The organism is Sporosarcina sp. Marseille-Q4063 (assembly GCF_018309085.1).
In the GTDB taxonomy this organism is placed as follows: Bacteria; Bacillota; Bacilli; order Bacillales_A; family Planococcaceae; genus Sporosarcina.
Map to the genome: position 1 here is coordinate 3,237,625 of NZ_CP070502.1, position 18,728 is coordinate 3,256,352.

An 18,728-nucleotide genomic window follows, 5' to 3' on the forward strand; every position below is an offset into this window, starting at 1 on the left:
TACTTTGTCGGTATCCCTTTGTTTTTTTATTCGATGTCGTGAATTGTTATAATTGCACCTTGCACAGGTACCTATCATTAGGGAGAGTAATTCTCTTCCTTACAACCTTTTTAAATTCACATTAAATTTCTTTTCGCATTCTCGATGAAGGAATATTAAGTTCTTCCCGGTACTTACTGATTGTTCGTCTAGAAATCGTAATGCCTTTTTCCGCTTTAAAATAATCAGCTATTTTTTGATCGGATAGCGGTTTTTGTTTGTTTTCATTTTCAATAAGACCCTTTAAAAGCGCTTTCATTTTTGATTGCGAAATGTCGTTGCCATCTGTCATTTCTAGTTTTGAAGTGAATAACATTCGTAAATCAAAGGAACCTTTCGGTGTTTGAAGTACTTTATTCGTCGTAGCACGGCTAACGGTTGATTCATGCATATCAATCTCATCAGCGACTTCCTTTAACGTAAGCGGTTTTAATGCGATAAAACCATCTGTGAAAAAGGCTTCTTGCTTCTTAATGATGACTTTCATAATTTTAATGATCGTTTGACGGCGTTGTTCGATACTGCTAATTAACCAATTATAACTTGCCGTTTTGTCGCGAATGTATTTTGACGTTTCGTCGTTTGAAGTAAGTGTATTTGTATAGTTATTCGTAAAATGTATTGTCGGTAAGTAACTATCATTTAAATAAAATGAAATGCCTGTTTCTTTGGATTCTATGATTATATCAGGATTCAAATACTGTGCTGAAAAATCAGACAAGGAAACGCAAGGTTTTGGATGTAAGGTTTTAATAAAGTCAGTTATTTCTTTTACTTTCTCTAGCGAAATATTCATTCCAGAGGCTATTTCGTTCCATTTGCGATTTGCTAAAAGGTCCAAATGATTTTTAATTAAAGATTCCGCCAATTTTTGTTGCGGAAATTCGTATGTAATTTGTAAAAGTAAGCATTCTTTTAAATTTCGAGCACCTATCCCAATCGGACCAAGTTGTTGAAGAAGATGGATCCCTCGTGTAATTTCCGCTTCGTCAAAAGAGGCGAAGTCATTTTCTGTAAGATTAAAATAACCATTATCGTCTATATTATATAGAATGAACCGGGCAATTTTTTGATCCTGGGAATCCGTAAATAAGAGCTTCGCTTGTTCAACTAATTTAGCGCGCATCCCGATATCATCACTTTTAATCAGATCCATCGGCGACTGAGAAGTACTAGTTGATCTTGGATTCCTTGTTCTTTCCTCATAAGAATGATCTTTCGGGTGTTCTTCCAATTGTATTAATGGGTTTTCCATCTCTTGTTCTTTTAAATATTCATAAAGTTCATGCGTGGAATACTGTAATAATTCAATGGCTTGTCTTAATTCGACGGTCATCGTTAGATTCTGCGTTTGTTTTTGTTGGAGAACGAGTTCCAAGTATTTCTCCTCCTCTTACTTGTACTTCCTAGCGTGATTATTCCTATCTATTATATCATAGTCGAAACTGTAGCAAGGCCGAATTTTTTAGGTACCTGTGCAAGAAACTATTCCAACAATACACTACAATTGCATAAAGTGAGAAGGGGATACCGATTGCATAACACTTTGTCGGTATCCTTTTGATTGTTTATTCGGAATCGTGAATAGTCATAATTGCACCTTGCACAGGTACCTATTATTGAATAGTCATAATTGCACCTTGCACAGGTACCTATTAATTCTCTGTATTTATTCCGTCAGTTGATATTGTTTGATTTTAGCGTAGAGCCAAGTTCTGCTGATGCCGAGAATCCGACTTGCTTGTGATTTATTTCCTCCGGCTTCCTGAAGTGCCGTTTGAATAAGTTCTTTTTCCGTTTTTTCCATCGAACTGATAAAGGATTCGCTAGTAATCTTCTTTAGAGTGGACAATTGATGCTCCAGTTGTTCGCTATTCACATGTAGCCGTGCATGGATGGAGTCGGGAAGCTGTTCAATATCGATATAGTGATTCTGTGTTAAGTTAGCGGCCCTTTCTAATAAGTTTTGAAGCTCACGTATATTTCCAGGCCAATTATAGTTCAATAGTTTCGTCAGTGAGGAATGGGTGATGCCGTTTAATTGGAATCCGGATTGATTGAGATGGGAAATGATAGAGTTGACGATGTCAGGCATGTCCTCCATCCGGTCACGTAAGGGCGGAATTTCAATCCGCATGATATTTAATCTGTAATAAAGATCCTCCCTAAACTTACCTTCTGCAATAAGCTGTTCTAGGTTCTGGTTAGTTGCGGCAATTATTTTCGTATCTAGCTGAAATGTTCGGTTACTGCCGACTGGTTCATACTCTTTTTCTTGTAGCACCCGCAACATTTTTGTTTGAAGCTGTAACGGCATATCACCGATTTCATCGAGAAATAAAGTACCGTTTTGTGCCATTTCTAGTTTCCCTTTTTTACCGCCTTTTTTTGCGCCGGTGAAGGCCCCTTCCGCGTAGCCGAAAAATTCCGATTCGAGTAATTCATTGGGAATGGCGGCGCAATTTACTTGAACAAACATTCCCGTCTGTTGAGAAGCCGCATGGATACCATGTGCGAATAACTCTTTTCCTGTTCCGCTTTCTCCAAGTAAAAGCACGGTTGAACGGCTGCGAGATGCTGCCAATGCCTCCGTTTTCGCCCGGCGAATCGGCTGCGAGTCTCCGACGATATCGGCCAAGGAGTATTTAGTTCCCCTGATTTGATTTAATTCCTTCTGATAATAGGTGATTTGTTGTTCCAGCCTATTAACCTTTTGTAGGGCACCCTGTAATTGAATCAATCCTTGGTAGGTGATTTTGCAAATGGCGCCTACATTTATATTTTCATCTTTTATGGGTAGTACAGTAATTAACGATTGTGTGTCTCCAATCAACTTTGGAACATTATTCAATGTCACCCCTGTTCGTACGACCTCTTCTAGACCGAGATCCGGAAAGGTTTGGGTGATGGATTTTCCTAATAAATCTTCTTCAGTCATGTTGTAAAGATCGCAAAAACCTTTGTTGACCATTGTGATTTCCATCTGTTTATCCACAAGAATAATGCCATCATACGCCAATTCCACGACGGATCGCAGTTTTTCCTCCCATTCTTTCGAAAACTCCAAATCCTTGGCAGTTTCCTCGAGTTTTGTCATGTCTTCCATCAATACCATTGATCCAATCAATTTATTATTTTCTACTATTGGGTAACATTTGACAAATAAGCTATGTCCATTCATGTCTAATTTTATTTTTGCCTCATCTTCTTCATTTTTCAGTACATCATTCAATAGTTCGAGAATTGGTTTGTCAATATCCCGTTCGCCAAATGTGCTATTATCCGCGGACAATTGTAGAAAAAAACTAGCTAGCGGATTAATAGATATGATATTAAACTGCGTGTCGACCGAAAAAAGTCCGAAATTCAAGTTATGAAAAATCAATTCCAATTCTGATTCCATACGACCATAAACTTTGTCGTACAAATAGAGGATTTCAGAAGTAGACATAATACCAATGGGTTCTCGTTTTTCATTGAGAACGGGTGCGTGTCCTAACTGATTTTCTAACAGAAATTTTCGGGTTTCCGCAACTGTATATTCAGGTGTTAGATAGATTGGTTTTTCGTTGATGAAGGAACGTATGGAATGTTCGAATGCATGTCCATTATCTAGTGCTTGGATTAACCTGTTCTTCGTTAAAATACCAAAAAGTTGTCCGTTGCTATGAATCACTGGAATAATATGCAACTTCGTACGGGCAAAACTTTGAAGTGCCTGCTGGATGGTGTCCGTATTTCGGCATACGGGAAAATCCTTCGACATGACCTCATGTATTAGCATAGATTTCATCCTTTCAGAACTATATTCATTGTATAGTAGTATACCAAATAATCAAACAAGTCACTTTACACTTTTCGTTAACAAAAGTTTACACTTTACAACATTTGTTAAGTTTTGTTTACGCATCCGCATGTGCCAAATCAATACGATGCCATAGTTTTCGTTCTTTTGGTGATTGGCATGAATCTTGCAACTAAGTTAGGTATAGCTCGAATATAAAATGAGAGGTATGTGATAAAGGTGAAATATAACGAATTCCAAGTGGCGCAGAAGTTTGAAGCTGAGTCCGCGACAATAACTAAAGAAGAAATCGTTGAATTCGCATTGAAGTATGATCCTCAGTACATGCATATTGATGAGAAAAAAGCCCGAGAAAGTAGATTTGGTAGTATCATCGCCTCCGGTATGCACACGTTATCCGTCACTTGGAATTCATGGGTGCAGCTCGGACTTTTCGGGGATGATGTAATTGCGGGCGTGAGTATTCAAAAGGTGAAATTCCACAGGCCAGTTTTTGCGGAAGATTGCTTAAGCGTCAAAATAGAAATTATCGACATGGAGCAAAGAAAACCCGATTGCGGAGCCATCACGCTATATCTGTCAACATACAATCAAAATAATGACTTAGTACTTGAAGCAGAAGTCACCGGACTTATACAAGTTTAAGAGGGGGAATTGAAGATGAAGCAGGTTAATGAATTATTATTATTTCGTAAATCTATACAAGCATTTGCGAAGAAGTATATAGAAGCTGATTATTTGAAATGGGAAGAGGAAGGAAATATTCCAAGAGAAATTTGGAACAAGTTGGGCGAGGAAGGCTTTCTTTGTGTAGATATTCCAGAGAACTACGGCGGTTTAGGTGCACCTTATGTGTTTTCTTCCTTAATCGTGGAAGAATTGAATCGGTTAGGCTATACATCGATTGCGGTGAATTTGTCAGTACACTCCAATATTATTGCCCATTACATACTAAGCTCAGGTACAGATGAACAAAAAAACAAATACTTACCGAAAATGGCAGCTGGTGAAATGGTCGGCGCCATTGCAATGACGGAGCCGAATACAGGAAGCGATCTCCAAGGAATCAAAACAAATGCAAGCCTCATGAAGGATGAATCTGGTTATATTCTAAATGGTTCCAAGACCTTCGTCAGCAATGGCCAGCATTGTGATTTTGTGATTGTGGTTGCACGGACAGATTTGGAGGTTGCAGCTTCTAGAGGAACTACGCTATTCATTGTAGATATTCCAACAGGCGGGCTTGAACGTGGGAAAAATCTTGATAAAATCGGACTTTTATCTTGTGACACATCTGAAATGTTTTTAGAGGATGTACATGCATCGAAACAGACTATATTAGGTGAGGTGAATCAAGGATTCATCACGTTAATGAAAGAATTGCCGAGAGAGCGACTCACCATTGCAATTGGTGCGTTAGGTGCGTTGGAGGGAGCCTTGGAGCTAACTATAGCGTATGTCAAAGAACGGAAAGCCTTTGGACAATCAATTAGTAATTTCCAAAATACACGTTTTAAAATTGCTGAAATGATGACGGTAGCAAGAGTAAATCGTGCATTTGTCCAAGAATGCCTCGATTTGCTTGATAAAGGAGAACTTGATACGGAGACAGCCAGTATGGCGAAACTCTCTTGCACAGAGGCTCAAGGGAAAATTACCGATCAATGCTTGCAATTATTTGGCGGATACGGCTATATGCGCGAATATCCAATCGGACGTGCTTTTGTAGATGCGAGGGTCCAACGAATTTACGGGGGAACTTCGGAGATTATGAAGGAAATTATTGGTCGAGGTATTTTCAAGGAATAAATAATTATTTAGGAGGATATGGAATGGGAATTTTAAAAGGACTGAAGGTATTAGACTTTTCCACGCTGTTGCCAGGTCCTTTCGCTACATTGATGTTAGCGGATATGGGGGCAGACGTCATTCACGTGGAGTCCCCAACCCGGGTAGATATGGTCCGAACAATGGAACCGGTAGATAGAGAGGGGATTTCAGCAGCCCATCGTCATTTAAATCGGTCGAAAAAGTCTTTGGCGCTTGATTTGAAAAATCCTGAATCAATAGACGTGATCCATTCTTTACTTCAAGAGTATGACATCGTGATTGAACAATTCCGACCTGGCGTCATGACTAGATTGGGACTGGATTATGAATCACTTAAGAAAATCAATCCAAGGATTATCTATTGTTCGATAACAGGCTATGGGCAGACCGGACCTTTTGCCAATCGAGCTGGGCATGATTCGAATTACTTATCGGTTGCGGGTGTTATGGATTATTCACGTCGCAAGGGAGAACGTCCTCCGGTATTAGGTGTCCAAGTGGCCGATATTGCGGGCGGCTCCTTGCATTCCGTTGTCGGTATTTTGGCTGCTGTTTATCACCGTGAAAAGACGGGGGAAGGGCAATTCATTGATATAAGTATGACTGATGCGAGCTTTTCTTTGAATGCTCTCTACGGTTCGGGTTATTTGGCACATGGTGTGGAACCGCAACCTGAAAACCTGACGCTAAATGGCGGTGAGTTCTATGACTATTACGAAACGAAAGATGGCCGTTTCTTTTCAGTCGGAAGTCTTGAGCCGCCGTTCCGGAAGATGCTTTGCGAGTCACTTGGCGCAGTTGAATTAATTGGAATAGCGTTTAGTGAGAATCAAGAAGATAAAGCGAAGTTCAAAGAGGAAGTGGCAACAAGGTTTTTAACGAAAGACTTCCATGAATGGTTGGAAATTTTTAATGATGAGTTTGACGGCTGTGTGGAACCGGTGCTGACGTTTGCGGAAGCATCCGAACATCCTCAAATCAAAGCGAGGGAAATGATTATTGAAGTGCCAAATGAAAATGGGACGATGCAAAAACAAATCGCCTTCCCAATCAAATTCTCTACAAACCCTGCTGTTTATCGACAAACAGGCGGGCAAGTAGGCGAACACAATGAGGCAATATTACGCGATTATGGTTATTTGAAAAGTTAAATAGGGGGCTATCAGTATGAATGAGCAGGCAGTATTAATTGAAAAGAGAAATCAGGTCGCTTGGATTTATTTAAACCGTCCGAATGACATGAATGCCATATCGAGAGAAATTTTGGAAGGCCTAAAGGAAGCGGTCCAGACTGTTGAAGCTGATGAAGAAATCCGGGTGGTTGTCCTGACCGGCACTGGGAAAGCCTTTTGCGCTGGAGCAGACTTGAAAGAACTGATGCATGACTTGGAGAATAAACAACCTGGACAAACAAATCTATTGGACGGGGCGGATTCCACTTTTGGAAGTTTGGCGAAGTTAAGTAAACCGTTGATTGCGGCATTGAACGGCATTACATTGGCGGGGGGCTTGGAGCTTGCAATGTCGGCGGATATTGTTGTTGCATCGGAAAGGGCTAAAATCGGGGACGCTCATGCAAATTTCGGCGTATTGCCGGGGGCTGGTGGTTCGGCTAAACTACCTCGGATTATCGGTGTGAACCGAGCCAAGTATTTATTGTTTACAGGTGATTTCATATCGGCTAACCAAATGAAAGAATACGGTTTCGTTCATGAAGTGGTGAGTCCGGAAGAGCTTGAGTCGACTGTCCAAGTGATTGCTGAGAAAATCGCGGAGAAGAGCCCGCTTGTATTACAGAAAATGAAGCAACTTGTACATGATGGATTGGAACAACCTTTGGAGCTTGCATTAAAACAAGAGTTGTTAAGTTTGAAAGCGCATACGCAGTCCTATGACATGAATGAGGGGTTGAGCGCGTTTGTTGAAAAGAGAAAACCGGAATTTAGAGGCTATTAAAAAAGGGGGATATACAAAATGAATATTGAAAACAAAGTGGCAATTGTAACAGGGGGCGCATCGGGCTTAGGGTTAGGAACCGTAAAAGCATTGGCTGAAAAAGGGGCGAAAGTGGTCATATTTGATTTGAATGAAGAAAAAGCGCAACAAGCATGTAATGAACTTGGAGAAAGCGTATCTTATGCAATCGTGAACGTATCAGATGAGGCTTCCGTTCAAGCAGGAATCCAAAAAACAATGGAACAACATGGCGCGCTTCATATTTGTATCAATTGCGCGGGGGTAGGGACACCGCAAAAGGTACTTGGTCGTTCAGGTGTGATCCCATTTGAGAATTTCAAAAAAGTGGTTGACATCAACTTGTTTGGGACATTTAATGTGCTTCGACTTGCGGCAGAACAGATTGCGAAAAACGAGCCGCTGACAGATTCTGGTGAACGAGGGGTAATTATCAATACTGCATCGGTTGCCGCGTATGAAGGGCAGATGGGACAAGTAGCTTACGGTGCAAGTAAAGCAGGGGTAGTCGGTTTGACATTGCCGGCCGCTCGTGATCTTTCTTCATTTGGGATTCGGGTGAATACGATTGCACCGGGGCTATTCCGCACGCCTTTGGCTGAAACATTGGCTGATCATGTAGTGGAGAAATTGGAGAAATCCGTGGAGTTCCCGAAACGGTTGGGAAAACCATCTGAATTTGCAAGTTTGGTATCTTTCATGATTGAAAACGAGTATATCAACGGGGAAGTTGTTCGGCTGGATGGCAGTATCCGTATGTCACCTAGATAATACAATGCAAAAACAAACTTAAGGGGAGATTGGATATGAAAGTGAATTTCGGTAAATTGCTATTTAATCAGGTACAACAACTTGGGGATAAAACCGCGCTTGTCAACATCGAACGGAATCGTAGCTATACCTTTAAAGAATTACATTCCATTACGAATAAAGTCTGTAATATGATGAAAAACCAATTTGACATGGGATTTGGTGATGTCTATGTCAATTTGCTTGAAAACGATAATAATAGTTTATTAAGTCATTGGCTATGGAAGGGGGCAGCTACCGGAGCGTGGCTGAATTACCGGGATTCATTCGATGAGCATATTTATCAGATTGATTATGTGAATCCAAAAGTCGTTTTTGTCGAGAATGTCGTATTGGAGAAGGAAAATTATTATGAAGCATTCAAGGAAAGAAACATTGCAATCATTGTAATGGATAAACCGGAAAAGGAAATGCCTGGGGTTCATTACTTATGGGACTTACTTAGAAATGAAAGCGATGCAGAAACAAATGTTGAGTATGACAAGGATCAGCACATCGTTTTATATAGATTTACTGGTGGAACGACAGGTAGAGGGAAATGTGCCATGTATACGTTACGGAATAAATTAGGGGCTATGCAACAAGCATATGCTTATCCAGAAGAACTTTTTGATGAAAATTCAAAGTTCCTCCATGTAACCCCTTTGAGTCACGCCAGTTCGTTAATCGTTTTGCCGATTTATTTTAAAGGTGGAACGAATTATACAATTAACATACCCGACTTGGAACTTTTATGCAAAACCGTTCAAGAAAATGAGCTAACGAGCACATTTGTTGTACCGACATTATTATACAGATTGTTAGAGCTTGGTTTGGAAAGCAAATACGATTTAAGCAGCTTGGACAGAGTGTTTTATGGAGCTTCCCCTATGAGTCCATCTAAACTAGAAGATCTCCAAAGCAAGTTTGGAAATATCTTCATACAAGGATATGGGTCTACGGAAGCGTGGCCATTAATTATGGTGCTAGGTCGGAATGATCATATTATCGAGACGGATGAGGACCGGAAAAGATTAAATTCGGCGGGTAGACCTCTGCCAGGTGTTGAATTATCCATAATGGACGGAGAAGGGAAAGAAATGCCATTTGGTGAAATCGGTGAAATCTGGATTCGTAGTGAATCCGTCATTCAAGGGTACTATCGTGCACCGGAAGAGACTGCATCTGGTTTTTCAGAGGGAGGCCACTGGAAATCAGGTGATCTGGGTTATATGGATGAATCCGGCTATGTTTTCATCGTGGACCGTAAAAAAGATATGATTATTACAGGGGGCTTCAACGTTTACGCTGTAGAGGTAGAAAACGTTATTAATTCACATCCTGCTGTATATCAATCTGTAGTCGTCGGCATCCCACATGAGCAATGGGGGGAAACCGTTGTGGCTGAGGTGGTCCTGAAAGAAAACCAAATAGTAACGGATGTGGAGCTAACCGAATTTATGAAAGGGAAAATTGGTTCTTATAAAATACCTAAAACAATTAACTTTGTCGACGAGCTACCTGTCACGACGGTCGGAAAAGTGCTCAGAAGGTTTGTTCGAGACAAGTATTGGAAAGAAACAGCTCGGAATGTTCATTGATTAAGTGATTTTCATCTTTTATTAATTAAAAAGGGGGAGAAGGAATGAATATTGTTGAGATGTTGGAAGTGAATGCGTTAAGACACCCGAATAAAGAAGCGTTAATCTATCAAAATAGCACTTACACGTACGAGGAGTTTAATGCAAAAGTGAACCAGCTGGCACACGGTTTTGTAAATGAAGGTGTGAAAAAAGGTGATAAAATCGCTATGTTCATGAAGAACTCTGCTGATTTTGTTTTCACATACTATGCGGGTGCTAAGATTGGCGCTGTACTCGTTCCGATCAATTTCCGTTTGTTATCTAAAGAAATTAACTATATTGTGACGCAATCTGAATCGAATTTTATTGTTGCGGACCAAGAGTATGAAGAAATTGTCCATGAAGCTGTAAAGACGATTCCATCAATTCGAAAACAATTCTCTGCGCCTTTTGCAATTAATGAACACTTTAGGTCTCTTTCAACGCTTTTAATTGATAGAACAGAAAATCCGGGCATTCAGTTAAATGGCACAGATGATTTGCAATTAATGTACACTTCCGGGACAACTGGATTACCCAAAGGTGCATTGTTTGATCATAATCGCGTAGAGTACGTGGCATTGCAGTTCATCTTTACGCTGAATTATCATCCGGATGAACGAATGATGAATTTTGCACCATTGTTCCATTGCGCACAATTGTCGATTGGAATGCTAAGTGGGTTTTATATTGGGGCGACAACGGTCGTCTATCGCGATTTCGATCCGAGTGTAATTCTAGCAGATATCAAAAAGTACCGTATTACTAGCCTTTTTGCCGTCCCAACGATGCATATTGCATTTCTTAATTCACCGAAAGATGAGGATTTTGATTTTTCGTCAGTAGAACAAATTATTTATGGCGCCGCGCCGATGTCGGAAGCCGTGGTTCGTAAATGCATCGACTTTTACGGAACCGACCAAATGTATAGTTTATGTGGTCAAACCGAGGGCGGACCAAATGGAATTGCTTTATATCCGAAAGATCATAAAAAGCATGCCGGAATGGCTGGAAAAGAGCCCTCGGCGTTCACTTTAGTGGATATCGTGAATGTGCAAGGGGAATCCGTAGAACCAGGCGTGGTTGGTGAACTAATACTTAAAGGTCCGACTGTAATGAAAGGGTATTATAACAATCCGGAAGCTACGGCGAAGACAATTATTAACGACTGGCTTCATACCGGGGATTTAGCAATGAAAGATCAAGATGGATATATTCAACTGGTCGATCGGAATAAAGACATGATTATTTCAGGCGGAGAAAACATCTATTCCATTGAAGTGGAGAATACAATCGGCATGCATCCCATGGTAGCCGATGTGGCAGTCATTGGTAGCCCAGATGCGAAATGGGGAGAACTAGTTACGGCAATTGTTGTGAAAAAACCTAATGTAGAAGTTACGGAACAAGAAATAATAGATTTCACTCAAGTAAATATCGCACGTTTCAAAGCGCCTAGGAAAGTAGTTTTTGCAGACGCTTTACCTAGAAACGCCTCTGGAAAACTAATGAAATATCAGCTGAGAGAGGCTTACGCTGAAAGTAATATTTTTTCGTGAGAGTTTTCGTAATCTTCAATCTGTGAAAGGGAAGTCAATCTATGAGGTCTATAAAGTTTAGCGAGAAAAAGCGTTGGAAATTACAATTTAGTTCAAACAATGGAGGTGCAAGAATGAAAAACGCTACTGTTATGGAAACTACAATTAGTAAGCAATCCTATTTTACGGAAGAACATATTATGTTTCGGAACTCTTTGAAAAAGTTTCTTGAAAAAGAAGCCATTCCATATTTTGACCAGTGGGAAGAAGACGGACTTGTTCCGCGTAGTTTTTGGAGAAAGATGGGTGAAAATGGATTTCTATGTTCCTGGGTAGGTGAGGAGTATGGAGGTCTTGGGGCAGATTTTATCTTTACTGTTATTTTAAACGAAGAGTTATGCCGTATCGGATTTGGCTTAGGCGGTATTGATCTTCACAGTAGTATCGTTGTTCCATACATTAATAGTTTTGGAACCGAAGAACAAAAGAGGAGATACTTGCCTGGCTGCATGAGCGGGGAGGTTATTACCGCAATCGCTATGACGGAGCCAGGTGCAGGATCCGATTTGGCGTCCATTAGTACAACTGCTATTAAAGATGGTGATAGTTATGTTTTAAATGGTCAAAAAACATTCATTTCCAATGGGATTCAATCCGATCTAGTGGTGGTTGTCGCGAAAACAAATCCGAAAGCAGACCCTGCACATAAGGGAATTAGTTTGTTTTTAGTTGAAAGCGATATGCCAGGTTTCTCTCGTGGAAGAAAGCTCAACAAAGTTGGAATGCACAGTCAGGATACAGCAGAACTGGTTTTTGAAAACGTAAAAGTTCCAGCTACCAATTTACTAGGTGAAGAGGGGAAGGGATTCTATCACTTAATGAAAGAGTTGCAACAGGAAAGAATTATTTCAGCCGTAGGCGCACAGGTTGCAGCAGAGGAAATGCTGAGTATGACAATTGATTATGTGAAGGAACGGACAGCTTTTGGACAACCGATTAGTAAATTCCAGAACACCCAATTTAAACTGGCTGAAATGGCAACGCATGTTCAGATTGGTCGAACCTTTTTGGATGATTTAATTGTGAAACATATGTTAGGGAAAGATATTCAAAAAGAAGTGTCAATGGCCAAATGGTGGATCTCGGATAATGCGAGAAAAATGGCTCCTGAGTGTATGCAACTTCATGGTGGATACGGGTATATGGAAGAATATAAAATTGCTCGCCGGTACCGCGATATTGCCGTTGTTCCCATTTACGCTGGGTCGAATGAAATTATGAAAACGATTATTGCGAAAAATCTCGGATTATAGCAAGAAGTAAAACGAGGAAAAATTGATGAAGAGGGTATGGATGGTTACTGAGACAAGCACCATAATATATTTAATTTAAAGGAGAATTATATTTATGAGGGACGTAGTTATCGTTGAAGGGGTTCGAACTGCAGTAGGGAGACGAAAAGGGGCTTTGGCCAATGTGCGACCAGATGATTTGGCAGCGATTGTATTAGATGAAGTCGTGAACCGTGCCGGGATAGATAAAGGCGAGGTGGAAGATGTCATTATAGGTTGCGTATCCCAAGTGGGAGAGCAGGCCATGAATATTGCCAGAACTTCATTATTAATTGCTGGGTTTCCGATACATGTACCAGGCGTAACAATCGATCGCCAATGCGGATCGAGTCAACAAGCTTTGCATTTTGCGGCCCAGGCGATTGCCTCTGGTGATATGGACATCGTCATTGCAGGCGGCGTTGAAAGCATGACACGTGAGCCGATGTTTTCGAGTGGACTCGGTAAAGATCCGAGTCAGAAACTGACCGATCAATATGAAATTTTAAACCAAGGCCTTTCATCTGAAAGAATGGTAAAAGAATGGAGTTTAACTCGTGAAGAGTTAGATCAGTACTCCGTAAACAGCCATTTGCGGGCATTCGACGCCATTGAAAAAGGGCATTTCGAAAATGAAATCGTACCTGTGGAAGTTGAACAAGAAGATGGCACTACGACCCTGTTTGCTGTGGATGAAGGACCACGTGAAGGGACTACATTGGAGGTTCTGGGTGGTTTGAAAACAGTCTTCGATGAAAACGGTGTAATCACTGCAGGGAATGCAAGTCAAATTAGTGATGGAGCCTCGGCTGTCTTGTTAATGTCTCGTGAAAAAGCGGAAGAACTAGGATTAAAACCGCGCGCTCGTATCGTTGCTCGATCCGTTGTCGGTTCAGACCCGACGCTTATGCTCACTGGTCCAATCGAAGCAACCAAAAAAGTATTGGAAAAAGCAGGTCTATCAATACAGGACATCGATACCTATGAAGTGAATGAGGCATTTGCTCAAGTTCCCCTAGCTTGGTTAAAAGATGTCGGTGCTGACTATGAAAAGTTAAACGTTGACGGGGGAGCGATTGCCTTAGGACATCCACTCGGAGCGACGGGAACTAAATTACTGGTTACGTTATTAAATCGATTAGAACGGAAAAATGAACGATTTGGTTTGCTTGCAATCTGTGAAGGAATGGGAATGGCCAATGCCACTGTAATTGAAAGATTGGAGTAGGTCACTTGTAAGTCGCTGAGTTTTAGGTACCGAGTTTTTTGTTGGGTACCTTTGTTAGGTACCTGTGCAAAAAACTATTCCAACAATACACTACAATTGCATAAGACAAAAGGTGGTATCGACGGTGTAGCGCTTTGTCGATACCTTTTTTGGTTTTTATTCGAATTCGTGAATAGTCATAATTGCACCTTGCACAGGTACCTTCTTTTATTATCACTTCTTCTGTATACAACGAATTTTATAGGCTCCGGGAACAAATGAGAAGTTGTTCGAAAGTGAAAGTAATGAAAAAGTACCCACGAGAAATAGTGAGATAAGCCAATCACCATGTAATTGAATGAAGAACCAAGCAGTAGCAAGTAGCAAAAATATCAAAAAGACATATATCCCAATCGTTTTTAAAACATTTGAAATCGAGTTTGGAACGATATTAATTTTGACAACTGGTAACTTATTAATATTCTCTTTCTCTAGGAGTCTCTTTCGTGATTTTCTAGATAAATATACCCGATACAAAATAATCGGTGCCGCTAATGTGGCAAATAAAAATATGATGTATGTAGCGGTAGGCATTACAAAAATGACATCTCCAATTCGACGCAAATCGTTAAAAGTAATAGTTGGTTTCATACCAAAATGCCAAAATACTTTTGGGATAAATACAGTAAAAACAATCATCATAAGACCAATTCCTAATAGATGAAAAATGTTATGTGCTTTTACACCATGATAGTGAACCATTAAATCATCAGCATCCCGCTCGGTTATTATGTATGCTTTTTGTGGAATCATCCAATTGAAAACGAAGAAAATATATCCCCAAATTGAACGATCTACATCTATTAAATAGTAATTTGAATCCGTATGTATAATTCTATATCGATTATTTTCAAAAAGAAATTTTACCGTTGCTTTCTCCATGCTCACCACGCCCAATTCAAAGATTTTTTCAGGTACGCTGTGCAAGAAACTATTCCAACAATACACTACAATTGCATAAAATAAAAGGGGGCATCGACTGTGTAACGCTTTGTCGATACTTCTTTGGGTTTTTATTCGAATTCGTGAATTGTCATAAATGCACCTTGCACAGGTACCTCTTTGAAGTACCTTTTTGAAATTCACTTTATAGTTTGAATTTACTAATATGAGTCTTGGATTCATGTTATTATTGTATAAGTAGCTTAGAAAGGATTTGATGTATATGAATACTATTTTTATAGCGGGGCATGCTCGGCTTCCGTCAGGTATGGCGGCGCAGAATATGTATGAAACACTAACGATTACAGCGGAAATCGATAAGAATTATGGTGTGATTGTTACGGCTAGTTGTACATTGGCAACGCTTCATGGACAAGAATTTGTTCAACAAATGCTAAGAGGTTATAGTTTGCAAGACGGCATTGATAAGCCAGTTGAGATTGTGAGAAACCATTATTTAGGTAAAGCGGGGAATGCATTAATTTCAGCGTTGAAAGATTTGTATAAACAATATGGTACTTATATTGACATGAAGTAAATTTAATATACACTTTGTTCGTTCTATATAGAACATTTGAATTAATTTAATAATTGTATTTACAAATTACTATTCATGTACTAGTATTAGAAATAAGGAATCATGTTGAAACGTCCAAACGTTCATTGCACATGATCAGCATTAATTTAACGAAAGCCAAAAACTGCCTAGTCTGCTGATAGTTCTTTTCCGGAGCTATTGCCCCAGATAAAAGCCAGTTCAAATTGACTTACAGAAAAACTGTAGTCTTTTTGAATTGGCTTTTTGTAATTCAATAAAGAGTGGGAGTGAAAATGTGGCTGGAGCACTAAATACGATTAAAGTACTTGATCTGTCAAGGGTTCTAGCGGGTCCCTATTGTACGATGATTTTGGGAGACCTTGGGGCTGAGGTTATTAAAGTAGAGGCGCCTAACGGAAGCGATGAAACTCGCGGATGGGGCCCTCCATTTAAAAATGATGTTAGCGCTTACTATTTGACTGCGAACCGGAATAAGAAATCAATTACGCTTGATTTAAAAACTGAAGAAGGGGTCGAGGTCGTAAAAAAACTCGTGCGAGAAAGTGATGTCGTTATTCACAATTTTAAAACGGGAACGATGGAACGATTTGGGCTGGGCTACGATACGCTTTATGAACTAAATCCGCGTATTGTCTATTGTTCGATTACAGGTTTTGGTGAAACTGGCCCGAGTCGCGACATGCCTGGTTATGATTTTATTATCCAAGCAATGAGCGGCCTCATGAGCATCACCGGAACAAAGGAGTCCGGTCCGCAAAAATCTGGCGTTGCCATTACAGATGTTTTGACCGGCTTGTATGCATGTATTGGGATTCAGGCCGCTTTGCTAGAACGCGTGCAATCGGGGATTGGCCAGAAATTAGATATCGCTTTGTATGATACCGCGGTTAGCGCATTAGTGAATATCGGAAGTAACTACTTGATGTCTGAAGCAATCCCGACCGCGCTAGGCAATGAACATGCGAATATTGTTCCGTATCAGACATTCAGAACATTTGATGGTGAAATGGTCATTGCGGTTGGAAATGACAACCAGTTTAAAGCGCTCTGTCATGTACTTGGCGAATCAGAAATTGCAATGGATGACCGATTTAAGAGGAACCGGGAACGTGTGAAGTTTCGGGCGGAATTAATTCCAAAGCTTCAGGAGGTTTTTGTGACGAAATCGACAGCGTATTGGCAAGAGAAATGTCGGGAAAATAATATCCCGAGCGGACCGATTCAAAACTTGGAAGAAGTCGTGAATGATGAACAACTTCAATCGCGAAATATGTTCATCACGCACGACCATCCGACAGCGGGGTCCATAAAGATGATCGGTAGTCCATTGAAGTTTTCTCGGACACCTGTTGAAATTAAACTCCATCCTCCGAATCCGGGCGAGCATCAAGAAGAAATAATGGATCGGATTGGTATGAATAAAACAACAAATTAAAAGGGGAGAACAAATATGAATTTTTCATTCACAGAAGAACAAACAATGTTACGCAGCACGGTAAGAGGATTTGTAGATAAGGAAATTATGCCGCATATCGGGCAATGGGACCGGGAAGGAAAGTCGGACCCGGCGATTTACAAAAAGCTTGCGGATTTTGGATTAATGGGCGTTTGTATACCAGAAGAATACGGCGGCAGCGGCATGGATTATAATTCATTAGCGATTGTTTGTGAGGAGTTGGAAAGAGGAGATACGGCGTTCCGTACGGCTGTTTCCGTTCATATCGGCTTAAACAGCCTATCCATTTTGCAGTGGGGCAATGAAGAGCAAAAGCGAAAATACTTGGTGCCTCAAGCAAAAGGTGAAAAAATTGGGGCATTTGGATTAACAGAACCCGCAGCTGGATCTGATGTGGCGGCGCTTCAAACAACTGCCGTGAAAGACGGGGATCATTATATTTTAAATGGCCAGAAGACATGGATTTCGTTATGTGATGTCGCGGATAACTTCCTCGTATTTGCATACACTGGCGACCGTTCTGAAAAGCATAAAGCAATCTCCGCCTTTATCGTAGAACGAACTTGGGAAGGTTTTTCATCCGTTGCGACAAAAGGAAAACTAGGAATCCGTGCCGGAAATACAGGCGAGTTATTTTTCGAAGATGTTAAAGTTCCAAAAGAGAATTTGCTTGGTGAAGAAGGCGAAGGGTTTAAAATTGCCATGGCCTCATTGGATAACGGACGCTTCACAGTTGCCGCAGGTGCGGTCGGCCAGATTATGGCGTGCATGGAAGCAAGTGTCGAGTATTGTAATGTCCGTAAAACGTTCGGAAAAGAAATCGGTAGGCATCAGCTCGTTCAACAAATGATTGCCAATATGGAAGCAGGTTTCCAAATGAGCAGCTTACTCGTTTACCGTGCAGGCGTATTGAAAAATGAAGGAAAACGCAATACAAGAGAAACGTCGCTCGCAAAGTGGCAAGCATGTGATTTCGCGAATCAAGCCGCAGACGACGCAGTCCAAATCCACGGAGCAAATGGTTATTCAGATGAGTATCCGGTTGAACGTTATTTGCGTAACTCGAAGGCACCGGTTATTTACGAGGGGACACGTGAAATCCACACGGTGATGCAAGCGGAGTACGTCATGGGTTATCGCGAGGATAAAGAGTTGAATAAGATGTTGCCGAGTTGGGGAGAAGCATTGACAATATAATGAAATTGAGATGCTAAATGTAGAGTCTCTTTTTTGGGTACCTGTGCAAGAAACTATTCCAACAATACACTACAATTGCATAAAATAAAAAGTGGTATCTACTGTGTAACGCTTTGTCGATACCACTTTGGTTTATTATTCGAATTTGTGAATAGTCATAATTGCACCTTGCACAGGTACCTTTAAAAAGCGCGCTTTAAGAAATGGAAACTGGATAATCATGTGGGAAAATGGTATCATATTAGGTGAACTAGTCATGTCTGCGTTGTTAAAAAAGCATACATAAATTCTGGGTAAGAAGATTGGGAAATCCAATCTTCTTTTTCCACGGGACTTTTTAGAGCGCCTACTGCTCGGCATTTGCCGAGTTTTCTTTATG

General features: G+C 40.6%; 15 protein-coding genes. 12 read left to right on the forward strand and 3 right to left on the reverse strand.

The genetic code is table 11. The features are described from left to right. Positions 1-121: 121 nt before the first annotated feature. Both rpoN and JSQ81_RS16505 read right to left on the reverse strand, forming a co-directional pair. Entirely contained in the window at positions 122-1,417 is a 1,296-nt protein-coding gene (gene rpoN / locus JSQ81_RS16500; RefSeq protein ID WP_212605096.1) for an RNA polymerase factor sigma-54, read from the reverse strand. A 291-nt stretch (positions 1,418-1,708) separates the two neighbouring features. Next, positions 1,709-3,823: a sigma-54-dependent Fis family transcriptional regulator gene (locus JSQ81_RS16505; protein WP_212605097.1), complete on the reverse strand. Its 2,115-nt coding sequence runs from the start codon at positions 3,821-3,823 to the stop codon at positions 1,709-1,711. A gap of 240 nt (positions 3,824-4,063) precedes the next feature. On the opposite strand from JSQ81_RS16505, the gene JSQ81_RS16510 reads away from it, so the two are divergent. The 9 genes from JSQ81_RS16510 (at position 4,064) to JSQ81_RS16550 (ending at position 14,156) form a co-directional block, all read left to right on the forward strand. Beyond that, positions 4,064-4,489, forward strand: a complete 426-nt coding sequence (locus JSQ81_RS16510; RefSeq protein ID WP_212605098.1) for a MaoC/PaaZ C-terminal domain-containing protein — start codon at positions 4,064-4,066, stop codon at positions 4,487-4,489. 15 nt (positions 4,490-4,504) lie between these two features. After that, positions 4,505-5,653 carry an acyl-CoA dehydrogenase family protein gene (locus tag JSQ81_RS16515; protein ID WP_212605099.1) on the forward strand — a complete coding sequence of 383 codons (1,149 nt, stop codon included), beginning with the start codon at positions 4,505-4,507 and terminating at the stop codon, positions 5,651-5,653. Between the two features lie 23 nt (positions 5,654-5,676). After that, complete coding sequence (locus JSQ81_RS16520) at positions 5,677-6,825, forward strand: CaiB/BaiF CoA transferase family protein (RefSeq protein WP_212605100.1); 1,149 nt, start codon at positions 5,677-5,679, stop codon at positions 6,823-6,825. Between the two features lie 16 nt (positions 6,826-6,841). Next, entirely contained in the window at positions 6,842-7,630 is a 789-nt protein-coding gene (locus JSQ81_RS16525; RefSeq protein WP_212605101.1) for an enoyl-CoA hydratase/isomerase family protein, read from the forward strand. An 18-nt stretch (positions 7,631-7,648) separates the two neighbouring features. After that, positions 7,649-8,419: an SDR family NAD(P)-dependent oxidoreductase gene (locus JSQ81_RS16530; RefSeq protein WP_212605102.1), complete on the forward strand. Its 771-nt coding sequence runs from the start codon at positions 7,649-7,651 to the stop codon at positions 8,417-8,419. A gap of 35 nt (positions 8,420-8,454) precedes the next feature. Then, positions 8,455-10,038 carry a class I adenylate-forming enzyme family protein gene (locus JSQ81_RS16535; protein ID WP_212605103.1) on the forward strand — a complete coding sequence of 528 codons (1,584 nt, stop codon included), beginning with the start codon at positions 8,455-8,457 and terminating at the stop codon, positions 10,036-10,038. Between the two features lie 44 nt (positions 10,039-10,082). Beyond that, entirely contained in the window at positions 10,083-11,618 is a 1,536-nt protein-coding gene (locus tag JSQ81_RS16540; protein ID WP_212605104.1) for a class I adenylate-forming enzyme family protein, read from the forward strand. Positions 11,619-11,731: 113 nt separating this feature from the next. Continuing rightward, on the forward strand, positions 11,732-12,910 hold the full coding sequence (locus JSQ81_RS16545; protein ID WP_249336563.1) for an acyl-CoA dehydrogenase family protein: 1,179 nt from the start codon (positions 11,732-11,734) through the stop codon (positions 12,908-12,910). 94 nt (positions 12,911-13,004) lie between these two features. Then, the gene (locus JSQ81_RS16550) at positions 13,005-14,156 is read left to right on the forward strand and encodes a thiolase family protein (RefSeq protein ID WP_212605105.1); all 1,152 of its coding nucleotides are present in this window, start codon (positions 13,005-13,007) and stop codon (positions 14,154-14,156) included. Between the two features lie 213 nt (positions 14,157-14,369). Here JSQ81_RS16550 and JSQ81_RS16555 read toward each other — a convergent pair whose 3' ends face one another. Further along, positions 14,370-15,077 carry a DUF443 family protein gene (locus JSQ81_RS16555; protein WP_212605106.1) on the reverse strand — a complete coding sequence of 236 codons (708 nt, stop codon included), beginning with the start codon at positions 15,075-15,077 and terminating at the stop codon, positions 14,370-14,372. 283 nt (positions 15,078-15,360) lie between these two features. Between JSQ81_RS16555 and JSQ81_RS16560 the strand changes: the two genes are divergently transcribed. The 3 genes from JSQ81_RS16560 to JSQ81_RS16570 all read left to right on the forward strand — a co-directional run bounded on the left by JSQ81_RS16560 (position 15,361) and on the right by JSQ81_RS16570 (position 18,349). After that, on the forward strand, positions 15,361-15,675 hold the full coding sequence (locus JSQ81_RS16560; RefSeq protein WP_212605107.1) for a DUF3870 domain-containing protein: 315 nt from the start codon (positions 15,361-15,363) through the stop codon (positions 15,673-15,675). 295 nt (positions 15,676-15,970) lie between these two features. After that, positions 15,971-17,131 carry a CaiB/BaiF CoA transferase family protein gene (locus JSQ81_RS16565; protein WP_212605108.1) on the forward strand — a complete coding sequence of 387 codons (1,161 nt, stop codon included), beginning with the start codon at positions 15,971-15,973 and terminating at the stop codon, positions 17,129-17,131. 15 nt (positions 17,132-17,146) lie between these two features. Then, positions 17,147-18,349, forward strand: coding sequence for an acyl-CoA dehydrogenase family protein (locus tag JSQ81_RS16570; protein WP_212605109.1), 1,203 nt, complete (start codon positions 17,147-17,149; stop codon positions 18,347-18,349). Positions 18,350-18,728: the final 379 nt, after the last annotated feature.